22 protein-coding genes, 3 tRNA genes and 1 other RNA gene are annotated in these 17,493 nt (G+C 43.7%); 5 read left to right on the forward strand and 21 right to left on the reverse strand.

From position 1 onward, the window contains the following. Positions 1 to 60 precede the first annotated feature (60 nt). Positions 61 to 1,218, forward strand: a complete 1,158-nt coding sequence (locus K0A89_03350) for a citrate synthase/methylcitrate synthase (protein MBW6517523.1) — start codon at positions 61 to 63, stop codon at positions 1,216 to 1,218. Positions 1,219 to 1,250: 32 nt separating this feature from the next. Here K0A89_03350 and recQ read toward each other — a convergent pair whose 3' ends face one another. After that, positions 1,251 to 3,383: a DNA helicase RecQ gene (gene recQ, locus K0A89_03355; GenBank protein MBW6517524.1), complete on the reverse strand. Its 2,133-nt coding sequence runs from the start codon at positions 3,381 to 3,383 to the stop codon at positions 1,251 to 1,253. A 110-nt stretch (positions 3,384 to 3,493) separates the two neighbouring features. Next, the gene (locus K0A89_03360) at positions 3,494 to 4,411 is read right to left on the reverse strand and encodes a PhzF family phenazine biosynthesis protein (GenBank protein ID MBW6517525.1); all 918 of its coding nucleotides are present in this window, start codon (positions 4,409 to 4,411) and stop codon (positions 3,494 to 3,496) included. A 103-nt stretch (positions 4,412 to 4,514) separates the two neighbouring features. On the opposite strand from K0A89_03360, the gene K0A89_03365 reads away from it, so the two are divergent. After that, positions 4,515 to 4,589: transfer RNA gene (locus K0A89_03365), tRNA-Pro, on the forward strand. A gap of 930 nt (positions 4,590 to 5,519) precedes the next feature. Here K0A89_03365 and K0A89_03370 read toward each other — a convergent pair. The 3 genes from K0A89_03370 to K0A89_03380 all read right to left on the reverse strand — a co-directional run bounded on the left by K0A89_03370 (position 5,520) and on the right by K0A89_03380 (position 6,494). Further along, positions 5,520 to 5,828 (reverse strand): hypothetical protein, encoded by a 309-nt coding sequence (locus tag K0A89_03370; GenBank protein MBW6517526.1) that lies wholly within the window; start codon positions 5,826 to 5,828, stop codon positions 5,520 to 5,522. Positions 5,829 to 5,840: 12 nt separating this feature from the next. Beyond that, entirely contained in the window at positions 5,841 to 6,134 is a 294-nt protein-coding gene (locus K0A89_03375; protein ID MBW6517527.1) for a winged helix-turn-helix domain-containing protein, read from the reverse strand. A 120-nt stretch (positions 6,135 to 6,254) separates the two neighbouring features. Further along, positions 6,255 to 6,494 (reverse strand): transcriptional regulator, encoded by a 240-nt coding sequence (locus tag K0A89_03380; GenBank protein ID MBW6517528.1) that lies wholly within the window; start codon positions 6,492 to 6,494, stop codon positions 6,255 to 6,257. Positions 6,495 to 6,562: 68 nt separating this feature from the next. On the opposite strand from K0A89_03380, the gene ffs reads away from it, so the two are divergent. After that, positions 6,563 to 6,878, forward strand: an RNA gene (gene ffs / locus K0A89_03385) — signal recognition particle sRNA. A 64-nt stretch (positions 6,879 to 6,942) separates the two neighbouring features. Continuing rightward, positions 6,943 to 7,027 (forward strand) — tRNA-Ser (locus tag K0A89_03390). A 33-nt stretch (positions 7,028 to 7,060) separates the two neighbouring features. Here the strand turns inward: K0A89_03390 and K0A89_03395 are convergent. From K0A89_03395 to K0A89_03460, 14 genes are all read right to left on the reverse strand, one after another. Beyond that, a complete protein-coding gene (locus K0A89_03395; protein MBW6517529.1) occupies positions 7,061 to 7,984 on the reverse strand; it encodes a hypothetical protein in 924 nt (307 codons plus the stop codon). A 105-nt stretch (positions 7,985 to 8,089) separates the two neighbouring features. Beyond that, a complete protein-coding gene (locus tag K0A89_03400) occupies positions 8,090 to 9,724 on the reverse strand; it encodes a hypothetical protein (protein MBW6517530.1) in 1,635 nt (544 codons plus the stop codon). A 337-nt stretch (positions 9,725 to 10,061) separates the two neighbouring features. After that, positions 10,062 to 10,325, reverse strand: a complete 264-nt coding sequence (locus K0A89_03405; GenBank protein ID MBW6517531.1) for a hypothetical protein — start codon at positions 10,323 to 10,325, stop codon at positions 10,062 to 10,064. Then, positions 10,319 to 10,663 carry a hypothetical protein gene (locus K0A89_03410; protein ID MBW6517532.1) on the reverse strand — a complete coding sequence of 115 codons (345 nt, stop codon included), beginning with the start codon at positions 10,661 to 10,663 and terminating at the stop codon, positions 10,319 to 10,321. Before K0A89_03410 ends, K0A89_03405 begins: the two co-directional genes overlap by 7 nt. Positions 10,664 to 10,672: 9 nt before the next feature. Continuing rightward, a complete protein-coding gene (locus tag K0A89_03415) occupies positions 10,673 to 10,972 on the reverse strand; it encodes a DsrE family protein (protein MBW6517533.1) in 300 nt (99 codons plus the stop codon). 32 nt (positions 10,973 to 11,004) lie between these two features. Next, positions 11,005 to 11,241: a sulfurtransferase TusA family protein gene (locus K0A89_03420; protein ID MBW6517534.1), complete on the reverse strand. Its 237-nt coding sequence runs from the start codon at positions 11,239 to 11,241 to the stop codon at positions 11,005 to 11,007. Positions 11,242 to 11,274: 33 nt separating this feature from the next. Next, positions 11,275 to 11,649, reverse strand: a complete 375-nt coding sequence (locus K0A89_03425) for a DsrE family protein (protein MBW6517535.1) — start codon at positions 11,647 to 11,649, stop codon at positions 11,275 to 11,277. 5 nt (positions 11,650 to 11,654) lie between these two features. Continuing rightward, a complete protein-coding gene (locus tag K0A89_03430; GenBank protein MBW6517536.1) occupies positions 11,655 to 12,026 on the reverse strand; it encodes a DsrE family protein in 372 nt (123 codons plus the stop codon). Positions 12,027 to 12,038: 12 nt separating this feature from the next. Beyond that, positions 12,039 to 12,365: a DsrE family protein gene (locus tag K0A89_03435; GenBank protein ID MBW6517537.1), complete on the reverse strand. Its 327-nt coding sequence runs from the start codon at positions 12,363 to 12,365 to the stop codon at positions 12,039 to 12,041. Positions 12,366 to 12,456: 91 nt separating this feature from the next. Then, entirely contained in the window at positions 12,457 to 12,936 is a 480-nt protein-coding gene (locus tag K0A89_03440; GenBank protein ID MBW6517538.1) for a YkgJ family cysteine cluster protein, read from the reverse strand. 8 nt (positions 12,937 to 12,944) lie between these two features. Beyond that, entirely contained in the window at positions 12,945 to 13,220 is a 276-nt protein-coding gene (locus K0A89_03445; GenBank protein MBW6517539.1) for a MoaD family protein, read from the reverse strand. 59 nt (positions 13,221 to 13,279) lie between these two features. Continuing rightward, entirely contained in the window at positions 13,280 to 14,524 is a 1,245-nt protein-coding gene (gene thrC / locus K0A89_03450; GenBank protein MBW6517540.1) for a threonine synthase, read from the reverse strand. A 337-nt stretch (positions 14,525 to 14,861) separates the two neighbouring features. Further along, a tRNA-Met gene (locus tag K0A89_03455) sits at positions 14,862 to 14,972 on the reverse strand. Between the two features lie 62 nt (positions 14,973 to 15,034). Beyond that, entirely contained in the window at positions 15,035 to 15,475 is a 441-nt protein-coding gene (locus K0A89_03460; protein ID MBW6517541.1) for a DUF296 domain-containing protein, read from the reverse strand. Positions 15,476 to 15,693: 218 nt separating this feature from the next. Here K0A89_03460 and K0A89_03465 point away from each other — a divergent pair, with 218 nt between their 5' ends. After that, positions 15,694 to 16,107: a hypothetical protein gene (locus K0A89_03465; GenBank protein MBW6517542.1), complete on the forward strand. Its 414-nt coding sequence runs from the start codon at positions 15,694 to 15,696 to the stop codon at positions 16,105 to 16,107. A gap of 70 nt (positions 16,108 to 16,177) precedes the next feature. On the opposite strand, the gene K0A89_03470 is transcribed toward K0A89_03465, so the two are convergent. Further along, positions 16,178 to 16,780, reverse strand: coding sequence for a sarcinarray family MAST domain-containing protein (locus tag K0A89_03470; GenBank protein MBW6517543.1), 603 nt, complete (start codon positions 16,778 to 16,780; stop codon positions 16,178 to 16,180). Positions 16,781 to 16,784: 4 nt separating this feature from the next. Further along, positions 16,785 to 17,493 (reverse strand): hypothetical protein (locus K0A89_03475; GenBank protein MBW6517544.1); only part of this gene is annotated, 709 nt, incomplete at its 5' end.

Here is a 17,493-nt window from a genome sequence, read left to right on the forward strand (position 1 = left end):
CAGAATAATGGAATAGAATAATATAATTGCTATCATGTCCTAAGATATATGGGGTTATCCATGAAACATAGTCATGATAAAAGACGGGAATTTTCGAAAGGGCTTGAAGATGTTATTGCCAGTACTACCAGTATCGGTTGCCTGGACGGAAAGAAAGGTAGACTGGTGTACCGGGGATATGATATTGTTGACCTGGCAGAATATTCCTCGTTCGAAGAAACGGTTTTCCTGCTGTTATACGGCAAACTCCCAAACAGGACCGAACTTGGGATTTTCAATGACAAGCTCATCTCCCACAGGCTGGTTATGGATGAGGTGATAGACAGGCTTGCAGGAACCCCTTGCCCATGCCATCCCATGTCCTTGCTCCGCTCAGGCATATCACTCATGGAATGTGTTGATGAGACCTGTCAGGTAACCCCGGATATTGAAGGTAGACGGGAAATGGGGATCAAACTTATTTCACAGATGCCTACATTAACGGCTGCCATTGCCAGGATACTGAACAATGAACAACCAGTACCACCTGACCCGGAACTGGGCCATGCCGCAAATTTTCTCTACATGCTAAAAGGTGAACGGGCTGAACCCCTGGCCGAGAAAATTATGGACGTTTCACTTATCCTGCATGCTGACCATGGCATGAACGCATCAACGTTTGCATGCCTTGTCGTAGCGGCAACGCTGAGCGACATTCATTCTGCCATTACTGCGGGAATATCTGCGTTGAAGGGGCCCCTCCATGGCGGCGCTAATGAAATGGTCATTAACATGCTCCTTGGACTCCATTCTGTGGAAGATGCGAACCGTTATGCGGATGAGGTTATTGCCAGCAAGAAGAAGTTGGTGGGATTCGGACACAGGGTGTACACTACTTTCGACCCGAGAGCAAAAATACTCCAGCGGTATGCAGAAGATATTTCCCGTATTACAGGGAACGAGCAATTGTTCAAGATAGCCATGACCATTGAAAAACGAGGCATGAAGGCCTATGGAAAGAAGGGGGTCTGCCCAAATATTGATTTCTATTCAGGTCTGGTCTATCACTGTCTGGGCATCCGGAGCGATATGTTCACTCCAATATTTGCAGTAAGCCGGACTGCAGGATGGGTTGCCAGGATAGTAGAATACCTTGAGGATAATCGCATATTCCGCCCCAGGGCATTGTACGTGGGACCTGTGGGGATGAGTTATGTACCCATTGACGAAAGGAAATGACCCATCCGGACTCGACGCATAATTATAGTAAACTACATAGGACTAAATGCCACTTCAGCCATTACAGCGGCCCTTACCAGTTTTATCTCATTATACAGGCAATCATCACCCAGTTTCTCCTTAATTGGAGACAGGTATTCGGGCCCGACATCTGATATTGCCTGCTTGATTGCCTGCTGCTTTTGTACATCTACCCACTCGTCTATGGAATCGATCTCACCTGCGAGCACGAGTTTCTCTATATGGGCAATAATAGTGCCGGCACTAAGGTTCCTGGCATTCGCAATCTGTTGTAAGGTCAGACCCTTTCGGTATTGGTCGAGAGTTTCCTTGTGTGTGGCAGATAAACTACCCTGTCCGGCCCGGGATGGACTCTTGCTTTGTCCAGGATGTTCCTGAAGGTGGGCGGCGATCTCTGATAAGAATGCATCGCCGTATTTAATCAATTTATTCTCGCCCACACCTGTTATGTCCAGAAACTCCTGGTGCGTCCTGGGTACCTTTGAAGCCATCTCCTTCAGGCTGGAATCTGAAAAAATAATATATGGTGGCAGGTTTTTCCTGTCGGCCAGTGTTTTTCTTAACATCCTTAACCTGTTAAAAAGCCCTGTTTCGATAGGCGCATTCTCCTGCGTTTGTATTACTACAACCTCTTCTACAGGTTTCGCCAATGTTACTTCCCGTTGTCCATTAAGTACACCCCTGCTGTTTTGGTTCAAGGTGAGTACAGGATATTTTGCACCTTCAACGCATAACAACCCGAGTTGAATCAGTTCCCTTGTAATGGCTTGCCATTGTGGTTTGGAATATTCAGCCCCCATTCCATGACTTTTCAGCATGTTGTGGCGTTTTGCAGTAATTTTCTTATTCTTTGAGCCTATCAATACATCGATCACATGATTCATCCCGAACCGCTGGTCAAGTTCATCTATACAGGCCAGTAACCTTTGTGCGGTCACGGTACCATCGAAGGTTTCCCTGGGTGAAACACAGACATCGCATTTACCGCAATTTCGCCCTGATGGTTTCTCACCAAAATAACTGAGCAATATTTGCCTGCGACAGGTATTGCTCTCACAGTAACTGGTCATGGCCCTGAGCTGTGCCATTGCAGTATCCTGTTCTTTCTTGCTCGTTTTCTTGTTGATGAAATATTCTATCTTATACCGGTCCCCATGACTGAAGAACAGGATGCAGTCACACTCCAGACCATCCCGGCCGCCCCGCCCGGTTTCCTGGTAGTAACCTTCAAGGTTCTTTGGCAGGTCATGATGTATAACAAAGCGCACGTTGGGTTTGTCAATACCCATACCAAAAGCGATGGTTGCAACAATGATATCAGTATCATCTTTTATGAAACATTCCTGGTTTTTGGACCGCTGGATATCGGACAAACCTGCATGGTACGGCAGGGCCCGAAAACCGCTCCGCTGAAGCTTTGCTGTCAGTGTATCCACACTATTACGGCTCTGGCAGTAGATAATACCGGAATTGCCCCTGTGCTTTTTCAGGAATCCGAGTAATTGAGCATAGGTATCTTTTTTGGGCCATACCTGGTAGAACAGGTTCGGCCGATCAAAACCGGCCACATAGGTATTGAATCCATCCATGTTCAGTTGCGTTGTGATATCTTCCTGTACTTTTGTTGTTGCAGTTGCTGTCAGTGCGATTATTGGAACATCCGGGAATCGTGACCTTAATGTCCTGATCCTGCGATATTCAGGTCTGAAATCATGCCCCCATTCCGAAATACAATGAGCCTCATCAACAGCGAACAGGCTGACCTTCACCTGTTTCAATAATCCAAGTGTATGTGACATCAAAAGCCGCTCTGGTGCCACATACAGTATTTTTATCTGGTTAATGAGGATAGCAGATGTGACCTCTGATACCTCCTGAGGGGATTGAGTGCTGTTGAGATATGCTGCAGCTATGCCATTTGACCTCAGACTATCTACCTGGTCCTTCATCAGTGAAATGAGCGGTGAAATTACCACGGTCAACCCTTCCATGAGGAGGGCAGGAAGCTGGAAACAGAGCGATTTTCCGCCCCCCGTAGGCATCAATACAAATGTGTCTTTATTCTCAAGGACATCCCTGATAATGTCCTCCTGAAGGGGGCGAAATCCTGTATAGCCAAAGTATTTCTGAAGTGTCTGGTGCATATTGATACCATGCATTGCTTATCATGACGCTGATAAGTATTATTGGTCGATAGTTCCAATATGTATTAACCCGATATAATCTTCAGCCTAGCGGGGTGAAAGTAATACGCCTAACATAATTCTCCTTTTGCCACCATGATAACTTTTCCGCCAACATCCACATCTATTGTTGTGCCATTACTGATCGCCCGCAAATAGAGTAACGATGGGCGTCCTATTTCACATCCCTGTTCTACACGGATATCTACATGGTCGTCACCGAAATATCGGTATTTCTCCAGATATGCGGCCAGGCACCCGTTACCACTGCCGGTAGCCGGGTCTTCAGGAATGCCATAATAGTCAACATAAACCCTGACATTCAGGTCATTTTCCAGGGAATATGTTTCAGGACAAAAGAGAAGTACGGCCTTTGCCCTGGTATCCCTTATCACCTGGAAGAAGATGTCAAGTTTTACCTTGCTGTTCTTCAGGGCTTCAAGTTTCTTTAACGGTACTATGATGAAAGGCAGTCCGGTGGATACTTCCTGGATAGAATACCTCTCATCAATATCACGTGGACCCAGGTTCAACGATTCGGATATGAGAACTGGATCGAACATATGGCCGAATTCAGGCTGGTTCTGGTTCATCCACATAATCCCTGGCTCACGGTCCTTATAATTGAACCTGACCGGGATCTTGCCAACCTCCAGGTTCAGGTACAGTATTTCGATAGGGTCTTTGATGATCTCCTGCTGAATAACATATGCCGTGCCCAGGGTGGGATGACCCGCAAAAGGCACCTCTTCTGCCGGAGTGAATATGCGTACATCATACCCGCCATTTCCGGGATTTCCAGACAGAATAAATGCGGTCTCGGAATAGTTCATTTCTCTAGCAATAAGCTGCATCTCACGTCCGGTAATATCTCTTGCATCTGTGACAACAGCCAGCTGGTTCCCTGCATATTTCCTCTCGGCGAATACATCCACGATATAGAATTTACGGCTTCCCAATCCTATCCTCTCCATAAGTTCCCGTAACACTTGATCCCTTATTAATGTTTTAGCACAGTTATCTTAAAACAGGGTTCCTTCAGAAAAGGTAAAATAGTGAAAGCGAGTAGTAAGAGCACCAGAACCCTTTTTTGGGGCCGTAGGGTAGCCTGGACCATCCTGCAAGGCTGGGGGTCTTGCGACCGGAGTTCAAATCTCCGCGGCCCCATGAATTCCAATAATTGCATTTGCATACTGTTTGGATAGGGTAGAAGTCAAGCTGAAACATTCTTCTTTCCTTCAGGTTACAATATTTGACGTGTCTGTGTTTAAAATGTTTTGAAAGTTTTACGCACTTATAAAACACCTGCACAAAAAAATAAGGAGAATTGTAGAGGAATAAAAAAGATATGATTTTTATTCATCATAAGATTGGATTGGATTGGATTGGATTACATTCCTCTACAACCATTACTATGTCTTGAGTTAATAAAGCATTTTTCCAAAGTTACACCATTTTTTACCCAAATTCATACCCAAATATTGCCCAAATATTTATTTACGGGCTAAATATAAAAATATGCTCAACGCTATCAATTCAAGAAAATCAGGGATAAGGGAAATATTGATGATCTTATGCCCGATTATAGGACTTGCGTGAACATCCCCTAATGACAGAAATGGCAGTACCAGCCATGCATGTACAATATTTTCCAGCAATAGCAATAAAGAGAACAACAACAACCCTAACACAAACTCGGATTTAACTTCCTTATAAATTCCATAAAATGTTTCAATTAAAAGTATAAGGATGATGATATTACATATTTCAACAAAATACAGTAAATCGATCTGTGCTATAGTTTATCTCTCCTTAGATTTACTACATACCGTTTTCTATCCCATAAGTATATTATTATTTATATATTACAATATTTAAATCCGACACTGTCCCATTTTCCAGTTATTTTTAGATATCGACTTTAGGTAAAATCTGTGTAATCGGTGTCTGAAAAATAAATAGAGACTGATTTCACTGATGTGTAGTTGTATCTGTATTTGACGTATTCGTTTGAATAACTGGATTTTGGCATTGTGTCTTTAAATCCGTTTGCCAAATTCTGTACAAAATTACACCCAAATTGTCAATCATTCCCGATTAATATTTGCGCGACAAATATAAAAATATACTCAGTGCTATCAGTTCCAGAATATCAGGGATAAGAGATATATTCACGATCCTGAATCCTGCTATGGAACCGGAATGAAGACTCCCTACCACAATGAATGGCAATACAAGCCAGGCATGTACAACATTCTTAAAGAACAACAATACGGTGAACAATAAGAGACCAAGGGTAAAATCAGACCTGATGTTCTTATAAATATGATAAAAATTTTCCATTAAGAACAGAAGGATAATAATATTGCAGACCGCTACTGCATAAACAATATTTACTGATACCATTTTATCTCTTCCTTATTCGTTAGCATCCTTATTTATTATTGCTAATATTTTTCTAAATTCATCCTGGTTCTCTTCAAGCTTTGTTGATGGAAAATAGACCACTCCATATTTATCCCCCTCAGCAACGATGAGACTATTTTTTTTCAGCACTTCAAGGTGATGCTTAACAGTCTTATAATCCAGACCTAAAATTTCTGATAACTTATTTGCATTATACGGTCTTTCAATGAGTGCATCCAGTATCTTAGCTCTGCTATTGCCCCCCCGTGTACCCGCTATCAGATACCAAAGAATTTTTCTCAGGATGTACCCTCATACGATTGATTATATAAATAATACTTTTATAATTATAAAAAGTTTATTATGATGCAAATATATTTTTAGTCATTCCAATAACATTTAATCAATACTCATGTTAATCGTCCACTATAATCCCTTCATGGTATTCTCTACTTCTGTTCCCAACTCTGTAAGAGAGAACGTATCATTGTTTTCTGCCACCAATCCTTTATCCAGAAGTTCATTAAGTATTTTGCTGGCAGACTGTGGCACCATACGAGCACGTTTTGCGATCAATTGTTTGTCCAGAGCACCATGATGCCCCAATATACCCAGTATCGTCCCGCGTTTATCATTGCCTGAAATAAAACCGATTAATTCTTCCATACTATCACCAGATGATATTTGTCTGCACTATGGATAAGTTTATTGTATACAGATGCTATAAGGAAAGCTGGCAGGCTAGCCCGGGTAGTTAGGCGTTACCTGTAACCCGAAACCGCCGATATGCGGGGGGCGAAGCCAATGGAAGATGTTACCAATTATCTCTTCAACCCGCAGATATGACTGAGAAGCTCCGTCTTGTGGGGATGACGTTGACATGGAGGCTTTCCTGAAGGCATGTTTCCTCGTCTTAATTGAGAGTACCGGCCCAGGCCCGGAAGGGAGCAGGCTTATCTTAAACAATCATCGCTCATGGGGTCGCGGGGTGGAGGATTGTTTGCGATCATTGGAGGATGGGCGGTGCATCGACCAAAGGCGTGCCTGTCACTTGAATATTGAGTGAGAAGTTTTAAATATTGATGGTACCATGTAGATGCCGCCAGGAATTATTGACGAGATAGCCAAGCTTGGTATGGCGCAGGATTGCTAATCCTGTGGTCGTTCCGACCTCGGGGGTTCGAATCCCCCTCTCGTCGCTTATTTACAGGAAAGGTGAATGTCAATCCCGGTCATTCTTTGACCAACCGTATGATATTACCTTTGCCCTTCTTTATTTTGATGACCTTTCCTTCCTCATTCATCTTCTTGATCAAAATGCTTATAGTGGATTTAGAAAGGCCGCTTTTACTCACAATTTCTGACTGATATTCCTGTCCACCAGCCTTTACCAGGATATTTTCAATCATTTCCTCATCAGCTAAAATTTCTGGTTGAGGAGAATTGAATTGTGAAATCATGTACCTTTTAATGTCAAAAACCAGTGTATCTCTCCGGTTCCATAATACCACAAAAGAACCAACAATCAAAGCAACCAGTAACACTGATATAATTTCAAGACCCGCACTTTTCCGTTCGAGTATCAGAGCAGGCTCTCCTGCTTTAAAGCTGCGTGATATTGTACCGTCCCATATCAATCCGTTCCCGTCACGTCTATCATAATCCGGGGACACGCTTGCGACCTTATACCCATCCGGGACCTTAATGGTCAGAACATTGTCGGTTGATAATATCATCCCTTCTGAAAAAACATCCCCGATAACAATTTTATTGGAATCCATAATTGAAAAATTCGTCCACTCAAAACTAAAACGGATAATGCCAAAAGCACCTGAAATAGTATTTACCGTGCCGTATGAAACATTATAATTTTCAGCATTCATTGAGCGGTCAGACGATACTTCTGCCAGATAGATAAAACCCTCTATCCTTTTACTGAACTCTCCAATATCAAACTGGTATTGTTCTGTAATTTCCCTGCTTTGAATGAACCCTTTCCATTCATCTATTTCATTCTGGTTGGCAAGAGGCAGATATTCCTCCATGGTCCATACAGCATTCCCATTTTCAAGAATGTCTATGGTAATAACTGATTGGGCTGTAGCTGTCTGTATCAATACGAATAATAAAAACAGTAAAAGGACCACTTGTTTCATCTATTCACTTCTAAACTGCAATAGATTTAACACTTGCTACTTGCCTATCAAGTGGTCCTTAGTCTCGAATTCCCCTCAGATTTCGTACTTTATCGTGATATTTGTTCAGTCGTTGTTCTTAGCCTTGCCGTTACCCTTATCATTGCCTCTTCCATTATTGTTTTTACTAATGGTCATGTTCGTCTCTATCTCAAAAGGATTAATACCTTCAGGGTTATTTTTTCCATTATTATATTGAGATTTAGATTTTGCATTCCTGGCAAGGTCTTTCTCCAATTCCTGCACGATTTTCTTGTTATATTTTGCATCTACCTGAGCCTGCTGCAACCCGGCAACATATTCTTCTTTGGATAGTATCCCGGATTTATAATCATCACGAAGAGCTGCACGAATGCTCTGACGTTTGTCAATCTCATCATGCAGGAGATTCACTTTTTGGGCAAGATACTCATTACCTTTGTCACCCATATCGTGCATTTTTCGCTTTTCCATCCGTATCTTGACATCAGTAGCATGATTCCTGAGAGCATCATCGATGATATCAAAAATGTTGGGACCACCACTATATTCCCCGATCTCATAGACATTTACATACCATTTGAAAATGACCTGGGAATCATCATAACTTCCCGTAACGATTATCTTATGTGATGACCAGAAGCTCTCATTGTCCCACGTATGGGTATATGAGTATGTAGTGCCACTTACGGTTCCCGTTACAGGTATTCCATCTACGGTCCACTTAGGATCGATAATTGGCACGGAAGTGGTTATCGAATATCTAATTGTCTCGGTAATGGTGTCATTAACAAAAATATAGTCAACGATCTGCTCTGGTTCCCAATAGAGGATAATACCGTTTTCGGCCACTGTTTTAACCGTGACCTTCCATGAAATGATATCACTGCCATTGGAATTGACGGCTTTGACACTCACAATTCTTGTCCCCGGAGTAATCCATGATATCTGGAAGTAATTGTGATTATTATTCTTGTCAACACCATCCACCGACCAGTTCCAGGTATCGATGCTCTGGTTTGCAGTGACTGTGAACTTGACAGTTTCATTTACATTTATCTTTATGTCCAGGTCAGCATCACCGGTCTTATTGTTATACCAAGAAGTGATCTCAGGAGCTGAAATTATTACCGGTTCCTTCACGGTAACTTTCCATGTAATGGTATTACTGGTACCGTTGGAATTAGTGGCTTTGACACTCACATTTCGTACTCCGGGATTGCTCCACGAAGTGGAATAATTGTAATTGTTGTTATTCAGTACACTACCGTCGATGGACCAGTTCCAGGTATCGATGCTCTGGTTAGCAGTAACACTGAATTTGATGGTCTCACTTGTATTAATCTCGATATCGAGGTCAGCATCATTGGTCTTATTATTAAACCATGAAGATATCCCGGGACTATAGATGATTACCGGTTCCTCGACGGTAACCTTCCAGGTAATCGTACTACTCGTACCATTTGTATTATTTGTAGCATTTACACTTACATTAACTGTCCCAGGATTTACCCAGGATTTGCTAAAGTTGTCATAGTTATTATTTAAAACTTCAACATCATCAATGGACCAGTTCCAGATATCTATACTCTGGTTGACTGTAACATTAAAAGAGATAATTTCACTGGTATTGATTGTTATGTTCAGATCTTCATTGCCCGTCTTATCATTGTACCACGAAGTTATTTCAGGACTTGCAGCACTGGCTGGTAATACTACCATTGCTGTAAATATCATTAGACTAATAAATGACATGTATTTCATTTCATATTCACCCGATATTTTACATGTCATGGATAAATATATACATGCCGTGCGTTTAACCCGGTTTGTTTGAGTTTTTACAGTTTAAGACGGTTTTATATCAGTTTTAATAGTCCAATATTGTATTTAATTAAAATTCAGATATGTAATTGCATTTAAATTTGTATAAAATGTGAATATTCTGTATAATTACAAAATAGATTTGAAAAATTAAATGAATTTAGATTTAAGGTTTGAAGCATAACATTTCATTTTGAGGTTCAGTGTATGATATGACCAATCCAAAATATAATTCCTACCAGCAAACTACCCTGTCTGAATCAAATATCAAATCCACAATTTCAATATAATCCAGCAGAACGATATCAGTCCTCATTCCCCTCGCCTCAATATCTGCCCTGGCCGCATATGTCGTTATACCTGGGTCCACCAGGTTATGGTCAAGTACTCCGTCATGTATCAATAGCACAGCAACGTCCCGGCTTTTGCCCTGCTCCCGTATGATATCAAAAGCAATGTTATCGCCATGCTCTTTTATCACGTGTAAGATCCTTACCAAGGTATCACCACATCACAATCAGCAAGTATCCCGGCAATCTCATCCATCTGTGCCGAAAGGATGCCGTCCCTGAGTTGCACCCTGTAATGCGCAACAGCGTCACTTTGGGCCACCAGTCTCATTTTCATGATATTGAAGGCCTCAAATTCCTTTTCAACATCAAGGGCACCTATCAATCCAGGACTTGTCATGCCTGCACTGAGCACACCCGGCCCAAGGAATAGTACCGTAACAGTATTATCCTTCAGGGTAGCACCCACGCACATCCTGAGCCCTTCCTTGTTCCGAACCGTATTAAAGGGGGTTTGCCTGATGACCACTGCAATATTCTTTTTCATCTCAACCACCTAAAAAGTAAGGAACCGGTCACTATCATCGGTAAGTACTGCAAGGTCATACTGGCTGCCCCACAGCACACCTTCCACCCTCTCAAGTCCGCGCTGGGTGGCATTGTGGGCACACAAAGACAATTCCACGCCATTATTCACAAGGTCCAGCAATGGCTGGTATAATATATTATACACGCCATCCGCCATCATGAAGATGCCCACGTCATGTCCGTGTTCCCGGGCGGCCCTGCTGAGCTGGATGACACTGCGGGTATTCTGGTGGGACGGGGGCGTTGTTAGCAGTATTCCCAGTTTCATAGTCATCATACTGCCAGATATGCCTAAAAGAGTTATGCCTTTTCCACGAATATCAGGTATTCCCCGTCCTTCTGCTCAACTGCAAGGAGTTTGTTGCCGCTCTTCCGGGACCACTGGTCAATGTTCTGCGGGGCTACGGGGTCATCGGCTATTACCTTGAGTATCTCACCCGGCTCGAGCGCATCAACCTGTTTCTTGGTGCGGACCAGGGGGTAGGGGCAGCATTCGCCCCTGACATCCAGTTCATAATCGGCTGCAATATCTGTCACTGCTTTCACCTGTTCGCCTGTAGATACTTGATACTATAATACCAGCGTAACATCACTTTCCAGTATCCTGTCAGTCAGTTCACTGATACTTGTTTTCTTGATACCTGCAATTATCTCGCTATCTTTGATACCTCGCCTTGCAAGGTCCTGTTCCAGTACAAAGAAATCAAATAGTTCAAGGTTGTTCTTGATCTCATTCTCAAGAGGGGGGATGTTCTTTCCCCACCGTGCCACGTCACCGTATCCGGTCTGCTGGCCTGTGACCACTGCATGCACTGCACCGCTCACGAAGGTAATGCTGGCCTCGTTATCGGCTGCAGCCTGTGTGGCTGCCAGGGGTATGGCACCGAACACTTCCTCTTTGCCATATGGCGGCTGGGTTACGATTATATTCACTTTCTTGCTCATCTCTTTCACCCCAGTAATATGGTTTTATCTGATTCGGCGATCCACTCTGCCAGGTCATAGAGCCCGCCAATGACCACGCCTTCGGTCTGGGTTTTGGTCACTCCACGGCTGTCCGTGCATTTAATGCAGGCAATGGCATCGGTCTTGGGATTTTTCAGTCCTTTCTTGAGCACGTCTGCAAATATCTTCTCCACGGACGGATATTCCTTTGGTACCTGTTCCCTGTTCCCGATAAGAGTGGAATCCAGGTAGTTAAAGAAGTTCACGGTGATGCCTTTTTCCTTAGCGGCATGGGCAAGCCTTAATAACGTGAACGGTGCCTCATCGCCGTAAGGGCAGCGTACGGATACGATGGTGAGTTGTTTTCCCTGTGTCATTTTTTTACCTCCTTAGAACCATGCGGTCCTGTCATAGTCATCAACGATGAAATCCAGTAGTGTCTCTATCTCCTTGATCTCAACGCCATCAATAAGCTTGTCATAGATGCCCCGGGACAGTACGCTCTTGTCGTCAGCGAACACCCTGACACCTTTTTGCTGCAGGATAGCGATATGCTGTCCGAATTCATGTTCCCGGGCCGCGGTGACACCATCCTCTATCAGGTAGAGGGAGACGTCCGCGCCTTTGTTCTTTGCCTCATTAGCTATATCTACCACCAGTTCTGGTGTTTCGGTGGTAAACGGGTCCTTTGTTAATACAAGCAACAATCTAGTCATGTTTTTACCTCATGGAATATTTTCATTTGAAATCCTTATGGTATTTCTATTATCCACCGTCTGGATATATGTGTCATTAAAAGGGCAATAATTACCCCAGCAATGCGTCAATATCCCTGTCCTCTTCCCTGAATTTCCGGCAAAGCTTCTGGTTCTCGTGCAGGTACAGGGTCGCATCCCGCTCCACCTGCCAGATGAAATCATCATCCAGTGTTGGGCCATTACCGTAACCAGGACATTCGTCTATGGGTTTCAAATGCAGTATCGGTTCATCGGCCTGCACTACTCCGGATATCTCGAACGGAAGCAGCCTGCAGACCAGGGGTTTGAATCCGTATATGGAACACTTGCAGTCATCATCCAGGAAGATGCAGCCGTTGTCGCCTTTTTTCAGGAACAACCTGACCTTATCTTCATCAAAGTCAGCGAATTCGCTCCAATCAAGTCCCCGACGCTGGGATATTTTCTTCACGTCAAAGATGGTCAATGGATTGCTTCGCCTGCAGCATGTAGCCCGGCAGTCTTTGTAGTCGCATTCCCACTGTTCCACGTTCTCTGATATCTTTATCATGATTTCCTTTACCCGCCACTTACTGCAGGCAGTATTGATACTTCGTCACTATCAGTGGCTGGAGTGTCCAGCCCGGACAGGTGCCTGATATCATCGCCGTTTACGTAGACGTTCACGAACCTGCGTACTTCACCGTTCTCAAATATCCTTTTCTCGAAATCAGCGCCAAACTTCTTTACCAGTTCGTCAAACACGGCTTTAATGGTCGTATCACCCAGTTCTACTGTGGTTTCCCGGGTGCCTGTGACACTGTTCAGTGCTGATGAGAATCGTACTTTTACCATTGTTCTTTTCACCTCTATTGTTACAGATTATTGTATTCGATACATCCTGACCCTATTGATCATTGGGCCACTACCAGTTGTTTATACTGTTTTTCGAACTCGCTGAATGTGGGCTTGATAGCCTGTGGCACCTTGATGTGTTTTATCAGGGTATCCTGGGCCTTGAGACCGTTCCCTGTCACATAGACCACGGTGCGCTCGTCAGGGTCGATACGCCCTTCCTCGACCAGTTTCCTGAGACCTGCAATTGTTGTGCCTCCGGCAGGTTCGGTGAATATGCCCTCTGTACGGGCCAGCAGGAAGATGGCATCGATGATCTCATCGTCTGTGGGTGACGCGGCATATCCGCCGCTGTCCAGTATGACGTTCTTGGCATAGTACCCGTCAGCCGGGTTGCCGATGGCAAGACTGTGGGCAATGGTATTCAGTTCACGGATGGGTATGACCTCTTTGTTTTCCCGCACTGCGCATGAGATTGGCGAGCATCCGAGAGGTTGTGCTCCTGATACCTTGATATTGTCACTGCTGTCGATAAAGTCAAGTTTTGCCAGTTCATCGTAGCCGCGTTTTATCGCGCACAACAGGGCGCCGCTTGCCAGGGGAGCCACGAAATGGTCAGGGGCCTGCCAGCCCAATTGTTCTGCGGTCTCGAAGGCCAGGGTCTTTGACCCTTCGGTGTAGTAGGGGCGCACCGTAATATTGACAAAGGCCCAGTCAGGGTGCATGTCTGCAACCTCGCTGGCCAGGCGGTTGGCATCGTCATAAGTGCCTTCAACTGCGATAATATTGGGAGCGTATGCGCTCATCTGGGTGATCTTACCCAGTTCGATACTGGAAGGTATGAATATGTATGCCGGAAGTCCTGCCTTGGCACCGTGGGCTGCCACTGCTGATGCCAGGTTGCCGGTGGAAGCGCATCCGATGGCGGTGGCACCGAACTCTCTTGCTTTGGTGACCGCCACTGAGGTGACGCGGTCCTTGAAACTGTTGGTGGGGTTCACTGACTCGTCCAGGATGTAGAGTTCTTTCAGTCCCAGTTCCCTGCCGAGGTTCTTAGCATGGTGGAGCTTGTTGAAACCTGCACCCAGGTCAACGTAGTCTGTGCCTTCTACGGGCAAAAGGTCGGCATATCTCCAGATGGAGCTGGGACCTCTTTCGATCTTTTCTTTGCTGATATGCTCCTTGATGTATTCCCAGTCGTAGTTGACCTCCAGGGGGCCGAAGCACTCGTAGCATGTGTTTTGAATATTAGCAGGGTACTCTGCACCGCATTCCCTGCATTTTAAGCCAATTACATGAGACATATGATTTTCACCTTGGATGTACTAATGTTATTGCGAATATATAATATTATCGGCTGCTAAATATAACCCTTGGTTATAATTGTGCTGTTTACCTCCACAGTTCCATACCATAAAAATGTCATCGGTTAAGGGAAAAAAGGGATAAAACACAAATTCTACGGATAAAATGTAACGTCGTAGGTAATAGAATATCTGTAACGAACCATCAAATCAATATTATTCGTGTTCTATTTCAATGAATATTCAAGAAAATCCCCTGAACAAAACAGATAATGGTAACAATATGAGGGATAAAGCAATCGATTCACCTTTCAGGGAAATCTCTTATAAAAATAAATGCCCAGGACGGGATCCGAACCCGTGACCTCCAGATTTCTCAGGAGACCATAAGACGCTCTTCTGCAATTCCCTATGAGTCTGGCGCCCTAACCGACTAGGCCACCTGGGCATGAAGGTATACCTACATTCCCTGATACAATAAAAATATATCGCAAACAGACATGGGCTTTATTACCGGAAAAACCTCACGGGTGAAAATCCAATATCATGGTCGCGAATCCTTTCGGCCGTGATACCTTGTATTTCAAATATCACAACTTCTACTACCATGAACACTTCTGTGAATTCCCGGAAACATCCCGTGAGACTCCCATTGCTACCTGACACGGAAGCATGGAGATGTATCTTTGGTTTACCATCCTCCCAGAAAATATTACCCAGGCCAAGTACTTCCTTTGCGTCATCGAACTGCCTGATGTTTACGTCAGGAGGCAGACTTTTCTGTTTTGGGCCGGTTACCATTTTGGCACCGCCGGTTGCCCCGAGTAAGTAAAAAAAAGCAGACTGTATGTTTTCATTTACTGCCAGATCTTGCAGTTCGGCCAGCAAATCTTCTTCATGGTCGATACGGGCAACGAAAACGCGGCCTATTTTTCCCTGAGTATAGTCCATGATTTTAAATAGGCGTAATGTACCTTTAATGGTTACGATGAACGCAAGGAACTGGAAGATGGTTATTGTGAAATTGTTGAATTATCTTCCGATTCTTTGAAATATACTACTCATAATAATACTGACTTAAAAAAGAACTTGGATATAATGGTCAATCGATATAGTTATATGATATAGGAAATTACTATAAAAGTAACTTAACGCAAAGGGGGCTATATATGTCAAAGATAGATGATGAAAATGTCATCATCGCTTCAGCGGTGATAGCACTTGATGATAAGCCAGTTTTAAGCTTGCATGACCTTAAGATCCATACGTATGAAATTTCAAGGACTATCGGCATGACGAAATTTACCCCATCCAATTTTGAAAGAATGTTCATGCCTCTTACCATTCCCACGTTATTCAAATCCAAAATGATAAATCTCGTCAATGGAGGAGCCTATTCATCACACGATGATCCTGATGAGATCACCCCGAAAACCATCTGCAGACTTACCGAGGATACCTCAAAGAAAATGAAGAATCTCAGGAGGGGGGCAAAGGTCAAGGTAAAAAACATTGAACAAAAAGAAATATTCAAAAACCTTGACACCATCATTAACGGGCACGTTGATGAAATAGGCGATTGATAAGCAAATTGAGGGAACTCCTCGTATATCTAAGATTTCTATTGCCTTTCATGTAGATTTTACTAAGTAGTTAAAACAGCCACCTTTTTGAGCATAACACCAAAGTTAATGCAATCATCATACCCACCACCCCGAACCCCGGCAAGCCATTCGCACCCGGCGGCTGGTCAGTGGATGGGGGGTCGGTGGGGGTGTGTGTTGGGGTGGGGCCGGAGTATTGTTCATCGAGGATGTAGGGGTTGGCTATGGTGAATTTTACAGTTTCATCATCATTTATATCCTTATGGAATTGAACAAAAATATTGATTGGAGCATTTCCGTTAGTCCATTCACCTGTAGGGATTATTGACCAAATATAAGTCTTCTTCCAACCAGATTCAACATTCATCACATCAATCCATTCATCGAATTTGCTTGGGCCTGATATAACTTCATAAGATTCGGTCTTCAAGGGATTTATTAATTTTATGTTGATACTTTCATCAGTTTTGGATGTAATTTCAACCTTGATCTCTGCAGGTTCCCCAATTTTAAGTTGAATGTTTTCAACAGTAGCTTCTTCTCCATTAAACCAAGCATTAACAATTCCATAATTCTTTTCAATTGGCTCTGCAAATGCAGTTTGATTCAAACTTACAATAAGAATCACTAATATCAATAAAATCCATTTCAAAATATCACTTCCTTAAAATATTGCCATATTCAGATGATGTTTCTGTATATCCACCTAATCTATCACCTATTGGTTTTCCAGTAGGAGGGACAGCAATAAATGTCCCAGTCGAAAAACTGAACTCAATAGGTAAATTTCCACCAATTATATTACCGTCTGTCGGATCGTAAATTCTTGAATCATCCCTTTTATACACCTGCGCCTCATGCCCGAACATCGGATTAGGATGCACCTCATTATCAGCATCCACCAGCGTAAACCCATCAATCCGCCCCTCCACATTTATCATCCAGCTATTGAACTGCACCACATAATTCGGCGGAGGCAGCACAGGTATTCCCGTAAGCCCGAAGATACACACATTCTGCACCCCCAGATTGATCAGCCTCTTGCCGCCATGAGAATCCTCGAACAGATAATCCGGCTCCATATCCACCCCCAGCGTCACCTCCTCATCCCAATAAGCAATATCATCCACCCCATACCGAGAACCATCCTCCCGCACATGCTCAGCCCTCATCGTCAACCCGATAGGAAAACTCATTGCATCCTTCAGCAGCTGAGCCCCCTTGTTATTAGCAGCCCTCACATCATCAGCAGACTCGGAAAAATCAGTGTCGATCTGGTCATCGATCTTCTCAGCAGCATCCATATAGTTCTCATTCACCTCATACAGCACCCGGTCCACATACCATTTGCGCACCTGTGCTATC

This window comes from ANME-2 cluster archaeon (genome assembly GCA_019429385.1).
In the GTDB taxonomy this organism is placed as follows: Archaea; Halobacteriota; Methanosarcinia; order Methanosarcinales; family Methanocomedenaceae; genus Methanocomedens_B.